The organism is Amycolatopsis japonica, assembly GCF_000732925.1.
Classification (GTDB): domain Bacteria; phylum Actinomycetota; class Actinomycetes; order Mycobacteriales; family Pseudonocardiaceae; genus Amycolatopsis; species Amycolatopsis japonica.
The window spans coordinates 1,618,919-1,635,201 of the sequence record NZ_CP008953.1 but is presented as its reverse complement, the minus strand read 5'-3'; the positions used below and the strand labels follow the sequence as shown (position 1 = coordinate 1,635,201).

Here is a 16,283-nt window from a genome sequence, read left to right as displayed (position 1 = left end):
TTACTTCGTCCGGTCTGTCACAATCGGCGCCCGGCGTAGCGCGTTCCACGGCGAGGCTGGGACGCCTGAGGCGAGAGGGGCGCGTGTGTCGTTCCTGATCCGGGTCCAATTACCGGACACCCCGGGGACCCTCGGCGCGGTCGCCACCGCGCTCGGCACCGTCGGCGCCGACATCCTGAGCGTGGACGTCGTCGAACGGGGCGGCGGTGTCGCCATCGACGACCTCGTCGTCGAAATCCCCTCCGGCAGGCTGCCGGACGCGCTGATCACCGCCGCCGAAAGCGTCGACGGGGTCGAGGTCGACGCCGTCCGGCCGTACGCCGGGGTGCTGGACACCCATCGTGAACTCGAACTGGTCGAGGAGATCGCCGCGAAGCCCGCTTCGGGACTGGAGATCCTCGCCGAAGGTGTGCCGAGGATCATCCGGGCGGGCTGGGCCGTCGTCGTCGAGCACGCCGAGGCCGGCGCGATCCGGCTGGCGTCGTCCAACGCCGCGCCCGAGACGCCGATCACCGACCTGCCGTGGCTGCCGCTGGAACGCGCCACCATCCTCGACGCCGAGGAGGCCTGGGTGCCGGAGACGTGGAAGGAACTGGGGACCGAGCTCGCGGCGACGCCGCTGGGGAAGCCGGGGAAGGCGCTGCTGGTCGCACGGCCGGGCGGGCCGAACTTCCGGGCCGCCGAGGTGGCGCGGTTGGCGCATTTCGCCGGCATCGTCGCCGTCGTACTGGACAGCTGACCTCATGCATTTCGTCCTCTGAATGCGGTGGTTGCACGCGCAAGTACCGCATTCAGAGGACGAAATGCGGGGTTAGGTGAGCTCCAGGCGGTACGCGATCAGGGTCACCCCGGGATGCGGCTCCCAGTCCCGTTCGGGCAGCCGCACGAAGCCGAGCCGCTCGTAGAGCCGGTGGGCCCGCGTCATCGTTTCCAGGCTGCACAGGACCACCCGGGCCGCGCCGAGTTCCCTCGCCCGCGCGATGACCGCCCTGGTCAGCGCCTCGCCGATTCCGCGCCCGGTCGCCGAAGGCAGCACCCCGAGCATGCGGAACTCCAGTTCGCCTTCGCGGGACAGCTCGGCGAACGGCGTCCCCGGGTGGGCGATGGTGACCGTGCCGACGAGCGTGCCGTCCCCGTCCACCGCGACCAGCAGTTCCGCCAGCTCCGCCCGCCGGGCGGCGTCGAGCAGCTCGGTGGCGTAGCCCACGCCGTCGACGAGGTTCCGCTCCGCCGAGTACGCGGCCAGCGTGAGCTCGCCGACGGCCGTCAGCTCCTCCGGCCGCGCGGGCCGGATCTCCAGGTCACTCACCGCTCTCCTCCTCGCCGGTCGGCAACGCGAGCTCGGCCGCGGCCTCGGGCCCGTCTTCCAGCAGCACACGGAAGCCGTTCTCGTCGAGCACCGGCACCTTCAGCTGGACGGCCTTGTCGTACTTCGTGCCCGGCGCGTCGCCGACGACGACGAACGCCGTCTTCTTCGACACCGAACCGGCCGCCTTCCCGCCGCGGGCCATGATGAACTCCTTGGCCTCGTCACGGGAGTAGTCGTTCAGCGAGCCGGTGACGACGATGGACAGGCCTTCGAGGTTGCGCGGGACGGACTCGTCGCGCTCCTCCTCCATCCGCACGCCCGCCGCACGCCATTTCTCGACGATCTCACGGTGCCAATCGACTTCGAACCATTCCTTCGCGGCTCGCACGATGGTCGGGCCGACACCGTCGACGGCGGCGAGCTCCTCTTCGGAAGCGTTCTCGATCCGTTCCAGTGAACCGAATTCCCGCGCGAGCGCCTGCGCGGCCGTCGGGCCGACGTGCCGGATCGACAGCCCGACGATGACCCTCCACAGTGGACGATCCTTGACGGTTTCCAGGTTGTCCAGCAGTTTGCGCCCGTTGGCCGAGAGCTCCCCCGCCTTGGTGCGGAACAGCTCGACCTGGAGCAGCTTCTCCTCGTCCAGGTCGAAGATGTCGCCCTCGTCGTGCACGACGCCGGCGTCCAGCAGCGCCACCGCGGCCTCGTACCCGACCACCTCGATGTCGAAGACGTTCCGGCTCGCCAGGTGGAACAGCCGCTCCCTCCGCTGCGCCGGGCAGAACTGGGCGTTCGGGCAACGGATGTCGATGTCGCCCTCCTTCTGGTACGCCAGTTCGGTGTCGCAGTTGGGGCAGCGCAACGGCATGACGAACTCGCGCTCTTCACCGGTGCGCGCGTCGGCGACCGGGCCGAGCACCTCGGGGATGACGTCGCCCGCCTTGCGGATGACGACCTTGTCCCCGATCAGCACGCCCTTGCGCTTGACCTCTTCCTGGTTGTGCAGCGTCGCCATCGCGACCGTGGACCCGGCCACCTTCACCGGCTCCATCACCGCGAACGGAGTGACCCGCCCGGTGCGGCCGACGTTGACCTGGATGTCCAGCAGGGTGGTGATCGCCTCTTCCGGCGGGTACTTGTAGGCGATCGCCCAGCGCGGCGCGCGCGACGTCGTGCCGAGACGGCGCTGCAGCGCGACCTCGTCGACCTTGATGACGACGCCGTCGATCTCGTGCTCGGCGTCGTGCCTGTGCTCTCCCCAGTACCGGATGTGCTCCAGCAACTCCTTGCCGGACGTCAGCACCTTGCTGTGCGGCGAGACCGGCAGGCCCCACGCGGCGAGCGCGTCGTACGCCTCGGACTGGCGCTTCGGCTCGAAACCCTCGCGTTTGCCGAGGCCGTGGCAGATCAGCCGCAGGTTGCGCGACTTCGTGATCTTGGGATCCTTCTGCCGCAACGATCCGGCGGCCGTGTTGCGCGGGTTCGCGTACGGATCCTTGCCCGCCTCGACCATTTTCGCGTTCAGCGCCAGGAAATCCTCGACGCGGAAGAAGACCTCGCCGCGGACCTCGACCAGTGCGGGCACCGGGAACCCGTCCGTCGCGGTCAGCCGCTCCGGCACCTGTTCCAGCGTGCGGACGTTGAGCGTGACGTCCTCGCCGGTGCGGCCGTCGCCCCTGGTCAGCGCGCGGGTCAGACGGCCGTTCTCGTACAGCAGGTTGATCGCGAGCCCGTCGATCTTCAGTTCGGCGAGGTACTTCGTCGCGCCGATCTCCTTCTGGACCCGCTCGACCCAGGCCTCGAACTCCTCGGTGTCGAAGACGTTGTCGAGGCTGAGCATGCGCTCGAGGTGGTCGTGCGCGACGAACTCGGTGGAGAACGTGCCGCCGACGTTCTGCGTCGGCGACTCCGGCGTCACCAGCCCCGGATGCTCGTCCTCGATGGCCTGGAGTTCGTTGAGCAGCTCGTCGAACTGGCCGTCGGACACGATCGGTGAATCCAGCACGTAGTACCGGAACTGGTGGCCGCGGATCTCCTCCGCCAGCAGGGCATGCCTTTCACGGACGTCGGCGGGCACGTCCGTGACGTCCTGTGCGGACTCGAGGTTTTCGGGAAGTTCGCTGCTCACGGGGGTAACCCTAGTCGGGGGTACCGACATTTCCGGGCTCCGGTGAACCGAGTCCGCCGACCACTTCGCGTAGTTCGAGCAGGGTCAGCTGTCCGTCCTGGGCCTCGGTCACCAGCTCGACCTTGCCGAGGCGTTCGGCCGCGACACGCTCACCCAGCGTGGCGTCCAGCGGCAGGAAGGTCATGGTCGTCCGGGTCTCCGGCGCCAGCTCTTCGATCAGCGGATGGAACACGGTCACGTCCACCCGTCCGGCTGATTCGTCCACCTTCGCGGTCACCCGGACGTCGGCGAGCGCGATGCGGGTCTCGCCGAGGTTGACGGTGACTTCACTCGGATCGGGGACGGGCGGCACGGAGTCGTGGTACTCCCAGATCGCGTCCTCCGGCGGCGCCGCGGCCTTCCACGCGTCGGTGTACGGGCGCAGTTCCGGATCCTCCTGGCCGGTCAGCACCAGCGAGTAGATCGCCCGGTGCCCACGATCGAGGGAGAAGTGCAGCCGGGGATGCAGCGCCTCGACGATGGTGCAGAGGTCGTGTTCCACCCGATGCGGTTCACGGTCGCCGAGGGCGGCGCTGACCTCCGGCAAGAGCGCGAACCACGCCTCCCAGAACGTCGCCGCCGCGGCGGCCGCGTCCTCGGGGACCGGCTGCTCCGGCCAGGCGGTGCGGGGGTCGGGAACGTCCTCGGTCTTGCGGGAACGGCGGAACAAACGCATGACGGGCACGCTACCGCGCCGCTCACCAGCCTTCAGGCGGTTCGGTGAAAGCCTTGCCGGACTCACGGCTGAGCGTGAGCGCGCGGCGCATCCACTCGGGAGTGGCACCCGCGAGGCCGCACGCCGACGTCGGCACGACCTGCTCCGCCAGGATTTCGCGGCGGAAGCCGAGCCGGTCGACGAGCTTGAGCACGGGCGAGACCACGTCACGCAGTTCCACCGGCACGCCGGGGTCGGCGGTGGGGACGAGGCCGAGCATCAGCGTCGTGCCGGAGTCCAGCGTCTCGCCGATTTCGTCGAGCAGCGCGGGCGAAGCGCCCTTCAACAAGGCGAAGTCGAACGCGATCGCTTTCGCCCCCGCCGCGCGCAGCAACGAGATCGGCGGTTTCTCGGCGCAGCAGTGCACCGCGACCGGCTGGCCGGTGATGCGCTCCGCCCCCGAGATCACCGTCGACAGCAGCTCACGGGCTTCCGGCGCGGGCACGGCGGGAACGGTGCCGTAGCCGGACGCCGTCGGGAGATCACCGGCGAGGACAGCGGGCAGTGACGGCTCGTCGAACTGGATCACGACGGGCGCGCCGATGCGCGATTTCAGTTCCTCGACGTGGCCTGTCAGTCCGTCGAGCAGCGAAGCGGCGAAGTCACGCAGCGCGCCCCTGTCGGTGAGGACCCGGTGCCCGCGCGGGAGTTCGACGTTCGCGGCCAACGTCCACGGCCCGGCGACCTGGATCTTGAAGGCGGGCGGCGCTGCGCCTGCCTTCTCCCTGGCTTCCTGGACGGCGTCGAGGTCCCAGTTCATCAGATCGAGGGCCCGGCGGTGATCGTGCCCGGGACGGGCGGTGACGCGGTAGCCGCTCGGCACCACCTCGACGGCGAGGTCGACCAGCAACCCCGCCGTCCGGCCGATCATGTCGGCGCCGACGCCGCGGGCGGGAAGTTCGGGCATACAGGGGAATTCGGGCAGTTCGCCGAACACGATCGAAGCGGCCTCGACCGGATCGGTACCGGGCAGGGAACCGATCGCGGTGGCCGCGCCAAGGGGCCAAGGTCGTTCGTTCACACCCGGATTCTCCCCTTGGTCCGAGTGTGCGGGGAGGCGGGGCACGGGAGGACACGGACATTCGACGCAATTGCCGTCGACGAGCCCGAGACGGCACCGAGCGCATTACGCTGACCTGCCATGACGAGCTCTCCACAGCCCGCCGGCTGGTATCCCGACCAGCAGAACCCCCGGATGTACCGGTGGTGGGACGGGCAGGCCTGGACCGCGAACACGCGGCCGTCGCACGACGCCGAGATGATCGAGCTGGACATCGAAGGCGCGGCCGACCCGAACAAGATCCGGGCGCAGGCGGCGCGGGGCACCCAAGGCCGGGCCACCGGCGTGGTCGGCGGCGGAACGCTGTTCTCCGAACCCGTGCTGGTGGTCAACCAGCGCGCGAAACTCATCGAGATGTCGAACGAGTTCGGCGTGTTCGACCAGAACGGGAACCGGCTCGGCGGCGTCGTCCAGGTCGGGCAGAGCACGTTGAAGAAGGCCATCCGGCTGCTCACGAACTACGACCAGTTCCTGACCCACCGCTTCGAAATCCGCGACGCGAACCACAGCACCGTGCTGAAGGTGACGCGGCCCGCGAAGGTGTTCAAATCCCGGTTCCTGGTGACGAAGGCCGACGACTCCCCCATCGGGGAGATCGTGCAGGAGAACGTCTTCGGCAAGATCCGGCTGGGTTTCGTGGTGAACGGCCAGAAGGTCGGCGGGATCTTCGCGGAGAACTGGCGGGCGTGGAACTTCGTGATCAAGGACCACGCCGACGTCGAGATCGCGCGGATCACCAAGACCTGGGGCGGTTTCGTGAAGGCCGCGTTCACGACCGCCGACAACTACGTCGTCGAGATCCACCGGCCGCTGCGGGATCCGCTGGCGTCGATGGTGGTCGCTTCGGCGCTGACGATCGACACCGCGCTGAAGCAGGACGATCGCTGAATCGGGAGTGACCGGGGTCTCACCCCGCTCAAGTGGACACTCGGCTTCCGGCGGCACAAAGTGGTGGGACTGGGCGGCACACCGGAGTGCGTCCGGGACGGAGGTCACCATGGAGCCGTTGCCGGAAGACGGCGAACGGGACTGGGCCGAGCCAGGCGTCTACACGGTTTCGCCGGGGGTCCATCGGATCCCGCTGCCCTTGCCGCACGACGCGCTGCGCGCGGTCAACGTCTACGTCGTCACCGACGGCACCCGCCTGGTCCTCGTGGACTCGGGCTGGGCATTGGAGTCGGCACGCGAACGACTTTCGCGCGGACTGAAGGCACTCGGTGCCGGTCTCGGCGACATCGACGAGTTCCTGATCACCCACGTGCATCGCGATCACTACACGCTGGCCGTGGAACTGCGCCGCGAATTCGGCGGCAAACTCGGGCTCGGGAAACGGGAGGAGCCGTCGCTGGTGCGCTCCGGCGATCCGGACCGGTTCCCGATGGAGGCGCAGGTCGGCCTGCTCCAGCGTTGTGGCGCGGATCCCGTCGTCGAGGAACTCGCCAAGGCCTTCGGCGGCGTGCGGCACACCGAGGCGCATCTGTGGGAGCAGCCCGACGAGTGGCTCGTCCCCGGGAAACGCGCGATCGTGCCTGGCCGCGAGTTCGACGTCGTGCACACGCCTGGTCACACGGACGGGCACGTCGTCTTCGTCGACGACGAGGCGGGGCTGGTGTTCTCGGGCGACCACGTGTTGCCGCACATCACGCCGTCCATCGGGTTCCAGCCGGTGCCCACCGAATTGCCGCTGAGCGACTACCTCGATTCCCTGCGTCTGGTGCGTGAGATGCCGGACCGGCGCATGCTCCCGGCGCACGGCCCCGTCACCGACAGCGTCCACGCCCGCGTGGACGAGTTGCTGGAGCACCACCACGACCGGCTCGAAGTCATGGGCGCCGAGATCTCCGCGGACGTCACGACGGCGTACGAGGTCGCCCTGCGGCTGGGCTGGACGCGCAAGCAGCGCAAGCTGCCCGACATGGACCCGTTCAACCAGATGCTCGCCGTCCTCGAGACCGGTTCGCATCTGGATCTGCTGGTGGCCCAAGGGAAACTCACCTCGACCGAAACCGGCGGGGTGCGACACTACGCGTCATGATCATCCGTCAAGCGCGCCAGGAAGACGTCGCGGCGATCGTCGGGATGCTCGCCGACGACCAGATCGGCAGCACCCGTGATTCGGCCGACGACCTCACGCCGTACCTGAAGGCCTTCGAACAGATCGACGCCGATCCGGCGCAACTGCTGATCGTCGCCGACGACGACGGGGAGGCCGTCGGCACGCTCCAGCTGTCGATCATTCCCGGCCTGGCCAGGAAAGGCGCGCTGCGCGGGCAGATCGAGGCGGTCCGGGTGCGGGCGAGCCATCGCGGCTCCGGCCTCGGCGGCGAACTGATGACGTGGGCCATCGACGAATCACGGCGGCGTGGCTGCGCGCTGGTGCAGCTGACGTCGGACGTGAAACGCGAGGACGCGCACCGGTTCTACGAACGCCTCGGTTTCGAGGCGACGCACACCGGCTTCAAGCTGAAGTTCTAGCCCCTGCCCCGCATTTAGTCCTCTGGATGCGGTAGTTGCACGCGCAAGGACCGCATTCAGAGGACGAAATGCGGGAGAGGGTTAGCGAGTCCCGGAGATCTTCGCGCTGCCCAGCACGAGGTCGCCTTCGGCGGCATCGGTGCGGTACAGCACGACGACCTGCCCCGGAGCGACGCCGCGCAGCGGCTCGCGCAGCTGAATGGTGACCGAGTCGCCGGAGGCCTCCGCGACGGCCTCGACGATCCCGCCGTGCGCACGCACCTGGACGACGCATTCCGTGGGCCCGTCCAGCGGCCGCTCGCTCGGCCAGATCGGGCGGTCCGCCTCGATCACGTTCACGCCGAGATCCCGCGCGGAACCGACCTTCACGGTGCCCGAAACCGGCTCCAGCGAGAGCACGTAGCGCGGTCGCCCGTCCGGCGCCGGCGCCTCGATGCCGAGACCCTTGCGCTGGCCGACGGTGAAGCCGTGCACCCCGGTGTGCTCACCGAGCACGGCGCCGGTCTCGGCGTCGACGAGCTGCCCTGGACGCTGCCCGAGCCGCTTCTCCAGGAAGCTCTTCGTGTCGCCGTCCGGGATGAAGCAGATGTCGTGACTGTCCGGCTTCTTCGCCACCGACAGACCACGGCTCGCGGCCTCGGCGCGGACGTCGGTCTTCCACGAATCACCCAGCGGGAACAGCGAATGCCGCAGCTGCTCCGGGGTGAGCGACGCCAGCACGTAGGACTGGTCCTTGCCGGAGTCGACGCTGCGCCGAAGCTCCGGCACACCGTCCACAAGGGACAGACGGGCGTAGTGCCCGGTGGCGACGGCGTCGAAGCCGAGCGCCATCGCCTTGTCCAGCAACGCCTCGAACTTGATCTTCTCGTTGCAGGTGACGCACGGGTTCGGCGTCCGGCCGGCGGCGTACTCACCGACGAAGGTCTCGATGACCTCTTCGGTGAAGCGCTCGGCGAAATCCCAGATGTAGAACGGGATGCCAAGGATGTCGGCGGCTCGCCGAGCGTCCCCGGAGTCCTCGATCGTGCAGCAGCCGCGGGATCCGGTGCGCAGCGTGCCGGGCTTCGCCGACAGCGCCAGATGCACACCGACGACCTCGTGCCCGGCGTCCACGGCGCGCGCGGCGGCCACCGCCGAGTCCACTCCCCCGCTCATCGCGGCCAGTACGCGCATCTTCCTCACACCTCTTGCTTCTGCGTCTGCTTACGCATTCCGGCGAGTCCCGCCTGCCTCGCCCTGTCGACGACGCCCGCGATCTCCCTCGAAACCGCTTCAACGTCTTCCGGTGCCGAGGTATGCCCGAACGAGAACCGCAGCGACCCGCGCGCGGCCGCGGGTTCGGCACCCATGGCCAGCAGCACGTGGCTCGGCTGCGCGACACCCGCCGTGCACGCCGATCCGGTGGAACATTCGATGCCCTTGGCGTCCAAGAGCATCAACAGGCTGTCCCCCGCGCAACCGGGGAAGGTGAAATGGGCGTGCGTGGGCAGGCGCTCGCCCTCGCCACCGTTGAGCACCACGTCCGGCACCTCGCGCCGGACGGCCTCGATCAGGTCGTCGCGCAGCTCGGCGACGCGTTTCGCGTACTCCTCGCGTCCCTCGACCGTGGCCTTGACCGCCGTCGCGAACGCGATCACCGCGGGGACGTCCAGCGTGCCCGAGCGCACGCTGCGCTCCTGGCCGCCACCGTGCAGCACCGGCACGCACGCCGTGTCGCGTCCGAGCAGCAGCGCGCCGACGCCGTACGGGCCGCCGAGCTTGTGCGCGGTAAGGGTCAGCGCTGCGGCGCCGCTCTCCGCGAAATCGACGGGTACCGCGCCGACGGCCTGGACGGCGTCGGTGTGCAAGGGGATCTCGTGCTCGGCGCAGACGGCGGCGAGTTCGGCGATCGGGTTGACCGTGCCGACCTCGTTGTTCGCCCACATCACGGTGACCAGCGCGACCGTCTCGGGGCTGTCACCGATGGCGGCGCGCAGCGACTCCGGGGTGACCCGGCCCGCCGCGTCGACCTCGACCCAGCCGATCTCGGCGCCCGCGTGCTGCTCCAGCCACTCGACGGACTCGAGGACGGCGTGGTGCTCGACGGTGCTGCACAGCACCCGGCGGCGCTGCGCGTCCTCGCCGTTGCGGGCCCAGAAGATGCCCTTGACCGCGAGGTTGTCGCTCTCCGTGCCACCGGCGGTGAAGATCACCTCGGACGGCCGGGCGCCCAGTGCCTCCGCGATCACTTCGCGGGCTTCTTCGACCCGGCGGCGGGCGCGGCGTCCCGAGGAATGCAGCGCGGAGGCGTTGCCCACTGTGGACAGCGCCTCGGACATCGCCGCTACGGCTTCGGGCAACATCGGGGTGGTCGCCGCGTGGTCGAGATAGGTCATCGCATCCTTCAGGGTAGCCCGTTCCGGGGCGTGACCAAGCCCACCCTCATCAGCGGGTGGCGGCGCTCATATCCGACGGCCACCGGCCGGTCACCCGCACCCCGAGCAATGCGATGCCGGTCAGCACGACCGAAAGCACCACGATCGCCACCGAAGGCTCCTTCGCCGACGCCAGCGAAGCGAGCAGAACGCCACCCAAACCGATGGTCAGGGCCGATCCGACCCAGTCGCCGAGCTGCAGCGCCGAGGTGTTGAACCCGCGTTCCGCCTCCGGCGAGTACCGGAGCAGCAGCACCGAGATCGCGGGCATCGCGATGCCCATCCCGGAGCCGCCGACCGCCGACGCCACGAACGCCATCCAGCCGGGGAACGAGGGCAGCGGGACGAAGACGAAGATCGCCAGACCGGCCGCGACCAGCGCGAACCCGGTCCTCAGGGACGCCTCACGCGACCAGTCGAGCATGCGGCCCTGCAGCATCGACCCCGCCGACCAGCCCAGCGCGGTCACCGTCAGCGGCAGCCCGGCCAGCGCGGGGCTGTAGCCGTGGACCTCGGTCATCGTGAGCGGCAGGTACGCCTCCATCCCGGCGTACGCGCCCGCGATCAACGCGCGCGAAGCGATCACTGTGGGCAACCCCGGCCGCGACGACAGCGTCCCGGCGGGCAGGAGTTTGCGAAGCGCGTACGCGAGCGCGATCAGGCCGGCCCCGCCGTAGGCCAGCGCCACGAGGGACGGATGCTGCGCCGCCCAGGTGAGCGCGGCGACGCCGAGGGCGGCGACCACCGCGGGCACGACCCCGGCGCGGCGCGCGGACTCGGCGGGCTCGTGCCGGGGCAGCTTGCGCGTGACGACGATCAGCAGGGCGAGCCCGATCCCGGTCAGCGGGATCAGCCCCAGGAACACCCAGCGCCAGCCGACGCTGACGGTGACCACGCCCGCGACCGACGGGCCGATCACCGCCGGCAGCACCCACGCGGCGGCGTTGGCCGCGTAGATCACCGGACGTTCCCGGTCGGTGAAGGTGAGCGCGATCAGCAGGGACACCGAGACCAGCAGGAGCCCGGAACCGAAACCCTGCAACGCCCTGCCGAGCAGGAGCAACGGCATGTCGTGCGCCAGCCCCGCGACCAGCAGCCCGGCGGCGAACAGCGCGGTACCGGCGAGCAACGCGGGCGCCGGGCCCTTGCGGTCGCCGAGGCGTCCGGAAAGGACGGTCGCGACCACGCTGGCCACCAGGAAGGTGGTGAACGGCCAGGCGTAGAGGGCGAGACCGTCGAGGTCGGCCACCATCGTCGGCATCGCGGTGGCGACGCCCATGCTTTCGAACGCGATGAGCGTGACCATGAGCAGCAGCCCGATGGTGGTCACGCGGTGCTCGGGTGTCCAGAGCACACCCTTCGGTTCGGCCTTGCCCCCAGTGATCGTCATACGACGAGCCTGCAACCTCCAGTTCGGTGGAGGTCAAGCGCCGACGGACTCCAGGCGCAGCTCACGCGCCAGCACGGCGGCCTCACCGCGCGAGCTGACTTCCAGCTTCCCGAGGATCTTCCGCACGTGGAACTTCACCGTGTGCTCGGTCAGCGCCAGCTCGTCGGCGATCTGCCGGTTCCGCTTCCCGCGCGCGATCCCGGCGAGGACTTCGAGTTCACGCGGGTTCAGCCGGTCCAGCGGGCGCAGTTCCGGCGTTTCCTGCACGCCCAGCGGCAGGACGGCGGTGATCGTGGCGCCCCAGTCCGGGACGGCGTCGACCTCCCAGCGGCCGCCGAGCGGCGTGATCCGCTCGGTGAGGCCGGTGGCGGGAACGGCGCGGGCGACCTCCGGGCCGTCGTCCCGCACGGTGACGCGAAGGTCCTGCCCGTCGATCCGCCAGGACGCCCGGACGCGGGTGCTGCCCCGCTCGAGCGCGGCGAGCACCAGACCGCGCGAGACCGTGCGGGCGGTGTGCGCGATGTCCTGCGGGAGCGGCCGCTCGTCGTCCGGCCCGGCGAGGTCGACGGTCACGTCGTTGTGGCGCACCAAGGGATCCAGCTGCGCGACGAGGGTGCCGAACGCCTCCGACGCCGGTTCCGCCGAGAGCTCCTGATCGCGGTCGGCGATCGAGCGCAGTTCGACCAGCGCGGCCGCGGCGAGGTCGGTCGCGGTCTGCCGGGCGGCGGCGTCGCCGAGCCTGCGGGACCGCAGCACCGAAAGCAGCGACGTCAGGGTGGTGGCGTGGGTCTGCCCCAGATCGGTGATCGCCCGCGCCCGCGCGGTCGCCGCCGCGATGTTGCTCTCCAGGACGGCGGGTTCGGGGTCGGTGGCGCGCTGGGCGGCGTTCACGCTGACGATGTCCCACAGCTTGGCGACGATCTCCAGCGCGGCGTCGGCGGGCTCGTCCTCGGTGGGGACGAGCGCGATCATCGCGCCCTTGCCGATCACCGGCGCCGAGGTCAGGACGACGAGTTTCCGGCGCTTCCCGCCGAGCGTCTCTTCGGCCACCACGGCCTGACCCGGAATGCCGAGCGCGGCGAGCCGCCGCAGTTCGGCGCTCGTGACCGCGCCGGTGATCGCCGGGTCGCCGTCGACCTTGATGGGCAGACGCGAGCAGTCGCCGGTCTCCATCGCGGCGGCGCGATGCGGCAGGACGGTCGCGGCCGTCGCGGAGAAACGCGGCAGGAGTTCGGGGCGCGGAGCGGCGAGCATGTACTCGACCTGGCTCAGCACGTGCAGCGGATCCATGGCTCCACAGTAGGCGCGACCCGGCTCGGGGACGCTGCTCTCCCGGCTAGTGAACACTGCTCGTCCGACTGGTTCGGGCGGGGTCCGGGCGCCGGTTGACTGATCGCAGCGAAGAAAATCCGAACAGGAGTGAACATGCGAGCGATCACCATCACCCAGTACGGCGAACCGGACGTCCTGCGGCTCACCGACGCGCCGCTGCCGGAGCCCGGCCCTGGCCAGGTGCGGGTGGCGGTCAAGGCCGCCGGCGTCAACCCGATCGACTGGAAGATCCGGTCCGGCGCGATGGCCGAGGTCCGGCCCGTCGACTTCCCGCACATCCTCGGCCTGGAACTGGCGGGCGTGGTGGACGCGGTGGGCGAAGGCGCCGATTTCGCCGTCGGGGACGAGGTCTTCGGCTGGTCGGAGACCGGCACGTACGCGGAGTACGCGCTGGCGAGCACGGTGATCCGCAAACCGGCCGAGCTTTCGTGGGCCGAAGCAGCCGCGCTGCCCATCGCCGGGGAAACCGCCTTGCGCGTACTGGGCGAACTCGAGGTCAAGCCGGACGAGACCGTGGTGATCCACGGCGCGAGCGGCCAGGTCGGCCGGATCGCGACGCAGGCCGCCGTCGCGCTGGGCGCCACGGTCATCGGGCTCGCCGGGGCCTCGTCGCTGGACGAGGTGAAGGCGCTCGGCGCGGTGCCCGTCCAGTACGGCGACGGCTGGGTCTCGCGGGTCCGCTCGGCCGCGCCGGACGGCGTCGACGCGGTGTTCGACGCCGCCGGTTACGGCGTCCTGGGTGATTCCGTCGAACTGCTCGGCTCACCCGACCGGCTGATCACCATCGCGGACCCGGCGGCTTACGAGCAGGGACTGAAGTTCTCGGCGGGCGGCTCGGAAACCGCCGCGGTGCTGGAGGATCTTGTCACGCGGGGGCTGAAGCTGAAGCTGGGGTCGAGTTACGCGCTCGCCGATGCCGCCTCGGCGCACCGGGAAAGCGCGACCGGGCACGCGGGCGGGAAGATCACGCTGACGCTGGAGTGATGCGGGGCTGTGTCAACCCCGGATGCCAGGAAAGGTCCTTTCCTTGCGAAATTTGCCAGGAAAGGACCTTTCCTAGCGCGCGTGAGGTGCTGAGAGGGACTTTCGCGACCGGGTCGTGAGTGACTGCGCGGCGTGCGTGAAGGCGTGACTCGCGTGATCAGGGACGCGACTCGCGTGCTTGGAAGCCGCACACGCGAGTTCCGCCGCCGAGCACGCGAGTTACGGCTTCGATCACGCGAGTGCGGCCGATCGGTACAGGTGGTCGTGAGTGGCGTTTCGGGTTAGGGCGAAGGGTTCCTTAGGTACCTCCTACCTTGAAGGTAGTGATGGGGGCCTTCACACCCTCTCCAAGTACATGAAGGCCCCCTTCACTGCGTCTAGCGCAAGGAAGGGGCCCTTCATGTACTTCAGGTGCCCGACCCGGTGGTCGTGAGTGGCGTTTCGGGTTAGAACCCGAAACGCCACTCACGACCACCTCGGCCAAAGCCACAGCTGCCACCGCGGTCGCACAACCCGTGGCGGATGTCATGAAAGGGTCGTTCAGGACGGAAAACGTCCTGAACGACCCTTTCATGACACATCCGGGAGTTACTGCGAGACCGCCTCGGGAGCGGAGGGTGCCGAAGGAGCGGGAGCGACGACCGGGCGGCGGCGCCGTTGAGCCGGGATCTGCACCCGGCCGAGAGCCGCCTGCACGGCGGATTCCGCCAGCGCGGCCAGTTCCCGCCGGTCCGAAGCGCGGCCCGGCGCGATCTCCGGGCACACGTGCACCTCCAGCACCAGACCGCGTAGAGCCGCGACCCGCCGCAGTGAAGCGATGAGCGACTCCGGCCCGATGAACGCCGGCTGCGTCGTCTCCCGCCCGTCGGCGAGCCGGAACCGCAACGCGAGCGGCCGCACCGGGACACCGCCGTCGATCGCGGCCTGGAAGGTCGCCGGGCGGAACCGGCCGGAGCCGAGACCGCACCAGGTGGTGCCTTCCGGTGTCACGCTGACGAGTGATCCGCCGCGCAGGGCGCCGGCGAGTTCGTCCATCGTCGCGGGAAGGCTCCGCAGGTTCTCCCGGTCGAGGAAGATGCTGCCGCCGCGGCGCACCAGCAGGCCGAGCACCGGCCAGGCGCCGACCTCCTTCTTCGCGAGCGCCCGCATCGGCTGGACGGCGTTGACCGCGATGATGTCCAGCCACGAGATGTGGTTGTTCACCACGAGCGCGCCACGGCCGGGCACGGCGCGGAACCGCTCGTCGCCGAGCACGCGCAGCTTCACCCCGAACGAGCGAAGGATCCCCGCGAAAAGCAGGCGTACCAACCGTTCCCGGGGCTTGCCGCGCAGCACGAGCACCAGAGGCGCGCTGAGGAAGGCACCGAAGATGACGCCGATCGCCGCGGTGAAGCGCAGGACCCGCCGGCCGAACGCCACCGTCGGCGCCCCTTCGGTCAGGCAGCCGTCGCCGCACGGCGATTTCGGCATCCAGGCGTGACTCATCCCTGCTCTCCCAGGAAGAACTTGAGGTACCGCTCGTCGACGTTGTGCAGATCCAGCAGGACGAAGAAGTCCGCGACACCGAAATCCGCGTCCAGCGCGGGCGGCCCGTAGATCTTCGCCCCGAGGCGGGTGTAGCCCTTGATGAGCGGCGGAAGGATCGCACGCGAGGGCCGCTCGATCGTCTCGTTCGGCCACGGGTTCAGCGGCGTCACCCGAAGGGATTCCTCCGCGTAGTGCTTGGCGCGCAGGACATCCCAGACGCCCGCCGCGTAGATCCCGCCGTCGGTCAGCGGCACGGACGCGCAGCCCGCGAGATACCGGTGCCCGGCCAGCAGCATGTAGCGCCCGATCCCCGCCCACACGAGGCTCACCACGGCGCCGCTGCGGTGGTCGGGGTGCACGCACGAACGGCCCGTCTCGACCAGCGAAGGGCGCAGGGAATCGAGCGCGGTGAGATCGAATTCGCTGTCGGAATACAGCTTTCCCGCCCGCGCGGCCCGATCGGGCGGCAACATCCGGTACGTGCCCACGATCTCGCCGGTGTTGTCGTCGCGCACCACGAGGTGATCGCAGAACTCGTCGAAGTAGTCGACGTCGAGGCCGGGTTCGAGGGAATTGAGCGTCGCTCCCATTTCCTCGGCGAACACCCGATGGCGGAGGCGTTGCGCGGCGACGACTTCTTCGTTTCCGTTCGCCACGAGAAGGGAGTAACGCGGCGCGTCGGCCGGGAGTTCGACACCTGCCTGGTCAGTACTGACGAGGAGCTGTGACGTCGTCATGACCCAGGTCTACCCCTGGAGGGGTACCAACGACAATGCGCCCGATGGCCGATTAGTGCACGTTCCGTTAATTGCGGGTTCTCAGGCTTCTCTCAGGGTGGGAAGTCACTTCCCGGTCACGGAAAAGGGGCCGCCCGGGAAATAAATCCCGGACGGCCCCTCTTCGAACGAAG

Annotated in this window: 15 protein-coding genes; 5 read left to right on the top strand and 10 right to left on the bottom strand. The window is 69.7% G+C overall.

The features are described from left to right. Window positions 1–85 precede the first annotated feature (85 nt). Window positions 86–739 (top strand): ACT domain-containing protein, encoded by a 654-nt coding sequence (locus tag AJAP_RS08095; protein WP_037341914.1) that lies wholly within the window; start codon window positions 86–88, stop codon window positions 737–739. A gap of 72 nt (window positions 740–811) precedes the next feature. Here the strand turns inward: AJAP_RS08095 and AJAP_RS08090 are convergent, their stop codons facing one another. The 4 genes from AJAP_RS08090 to AJAP_RS08075 are packed head-to-tail and all read right to left on the bottom strand — an operon-like array spanning window position 812 to window position 5,212. Further along, complete coding sequence (locus AJAP_RS08090) at window positions 812–1,309, bottom strand: GNAT family N-acetyltransferase (protein WP_038509346.1); 498 nt, start codon at window positions 1,307–1,309, stop codon at window positions 812–814. Continuing rightward, on the bottom strand, window positions 1,302–3,437 hold the full coding sequence (ligA, locus tag AJAP_RS08085) for an NAD-dependent DNA ligase LigA (RefSeq protein WP_038509344.1): 2,136 nt from the start codon (window positions 3,435–3,437) through the stop codon (window positions 1,302–1,304). The genes AJAP_RS08090 and ligA overlap by 8 nt, the downstream gene beginning before the upstream one ends. A gap of 10 nt (window positions 3,438–3,447) precedes the next feature. Beyond that, the gene (locus AJAP_RS08080; RefSeq protein ID WP_038509342.1) at window positions 3,448–4,152 is read right to left on the bottom strand and encodes a hypothetical protein; all 705 of its coding nucleotides are present in this window, start codon (window positions 4,150–4,152) and stop codon (window positions 3,448–3,450) included. Between the two features lie 22 nt (window positions 4,153–4,174). Further along, window positions 4,175–5,212: a methionine synthase gene (locus AJAP_RS08075; protein ID WP_038509339.1), complete on the bottom strand. Its 1,038-nt coding sequence runs from the start codon at window positions 5,210–5,212 to the stop codon at window positions 4,175–4,177. Window positions 5,213–5,332: 120 nt separating this feature from the next. On the opposite strand from AJAP_RS08075, the gene AJAP_RS08070 reads away from it, so the two are divergent. The 3 genes from AJAP_RS08070 (at window position 5,333) to AJAP_RS08060 (ending at window position 7,726) form a co-directional block, all read left to right on the top strand. Next, on the top strand, window positions 5,333–6,139 hold the full coding sequence (locus AJAP_RS08070; RefSeq protein ID WP_038509338.1) for a phospholipid scramblase-related protein: 807 nt from the start codon (window positions 5,333–5,335) through the stop codon (window positions 6,137–6,139). 109 nt (window positions 6,140–6,248) lie between these two features. Further along, a complete protein-coding gene (locus tag AJAP_RS08065) occupies window positions 6,249–7,286 on the top strand; it encodes an MBL fold metallo-hydrolase (RefSeq protein WP_038509336.1) in 1,038 nt (345 codons plus the stop codon). Further along, window positions 7,283–7,726, top strand: coding sequence for a GNAT family N-acetyltransferase (locus AJAP_RS08060; protein ID WP_038509334.1), 444 nt, complete (start codon window positions 7,283–7,285; stop codon window positions 7,724–7,726). Before AJAP_RS08065 ends, AJAP_RS08060 begins: the two co-directional genes overlap by 4 nt. An 81-nt stretch (window positions 7,727–7,807) precedes the next feature. Here the strand turns inward: AJAP_RS08060 and mnmA are convergent, their stop codons facing one another. From mnmA to AJAP_RS08040, 4 genes are read right to left on the bottom strand one after another with little or no spacing between them, the layout of a single operon-like run. Further along, complete coding sequence (gene mnmA / locus AJAP_RS08055; RefSeq protein ID WP_038522641.1) at window positions 7,808–8,899, bottom strand: tRNA 2-thiouridine(34) synthase MnmA; 1,092 nt, start codon at window positions 8,897–8,899, stop codon at window positions 7,808–7,810. A gap of 5 nt (window positions 8,900–8,904) precedes the next feature. Next, entirely contained in the window at window positions 8,905–10,101 is a 1,197-nt protein-coding gene (locus AJAP_RS08050) for a cysteine desulfurase family protein (protein ID WP_038509332.1), read from the bottom strand. 49 nt (window positions 10,102–10,150) lie between these two features. Further along, entirely contained in the window at window positions 10,151–11,530 is a 1,380-nt protein-coding gene (locus AJAP_RS08045; RefSeq protein WP_038509330.1) for an MFS transporter, read from the bottom strand. 33 nt (window positions 11,531–11,563) lie between these two features. Then, the gene (locus tag AJAP_RS08040; RefSeq protein ID WP_038509328.1) at window positions 11,564–12,820 is read right to left on the bottom strand and encodes a helix-turn-helix transcriptional regulator; all 1,257 of its coding nucleotides are present in this window, start codon (window positions 12,818–12,820) and stop codon (window positions 11,564–11,566) included. A 135-nt stretch (window positions 12,821–12,955) separates the two neighbouring features. On the opposite strand from AJAP_RS08040, the gene AJAP_RS08035 reads away from it, so the two are divergent. Further along, window positions 12,956–13,846, top strand: a complete 891-nt coding sequence (locus tag AJAP_RS08035; RefSeq protein WP_038509327.1) for an NADP-dependent oxidoreductase — start codon at window positions 12,956–12,958, stop codon at window positions 13,844–13,846. Between the two features lie 588 nt (window positions 13,847–14,434). Here AJAP_RS08035 and AJAP_RS08030 read toward each other — a convergent pair. Then, window positions 14,435–15,331, bottom strand: coding sequence for a lysophospholipid acyltransferase family protein (locus AJAP_RS08030; RefSeq protein ID WP_038509325.1), 897 nt, complete (start codon window positions 15,329–15,331; stop codon window positions 14,435–14,437). Next, on the bottom strand, window positions 15,328–16,110 hold the full coding sequence (locus tag AJAP_RS08025; protein ID WP_038509324.1) for a GNAT family N-acetyltransferase: 783 nt from the start codon (window positions 16,108–16,110) through the stop codon (window positions 15,328–15,330). The genes AJAP_RS08030 and AJAP_RS08025 overlap by 4 nt, the downstream gene beginning before the upstream one ends. Between the last annotated feature and the right edge of the window lie 173 nt (window positions 16,111–16,283).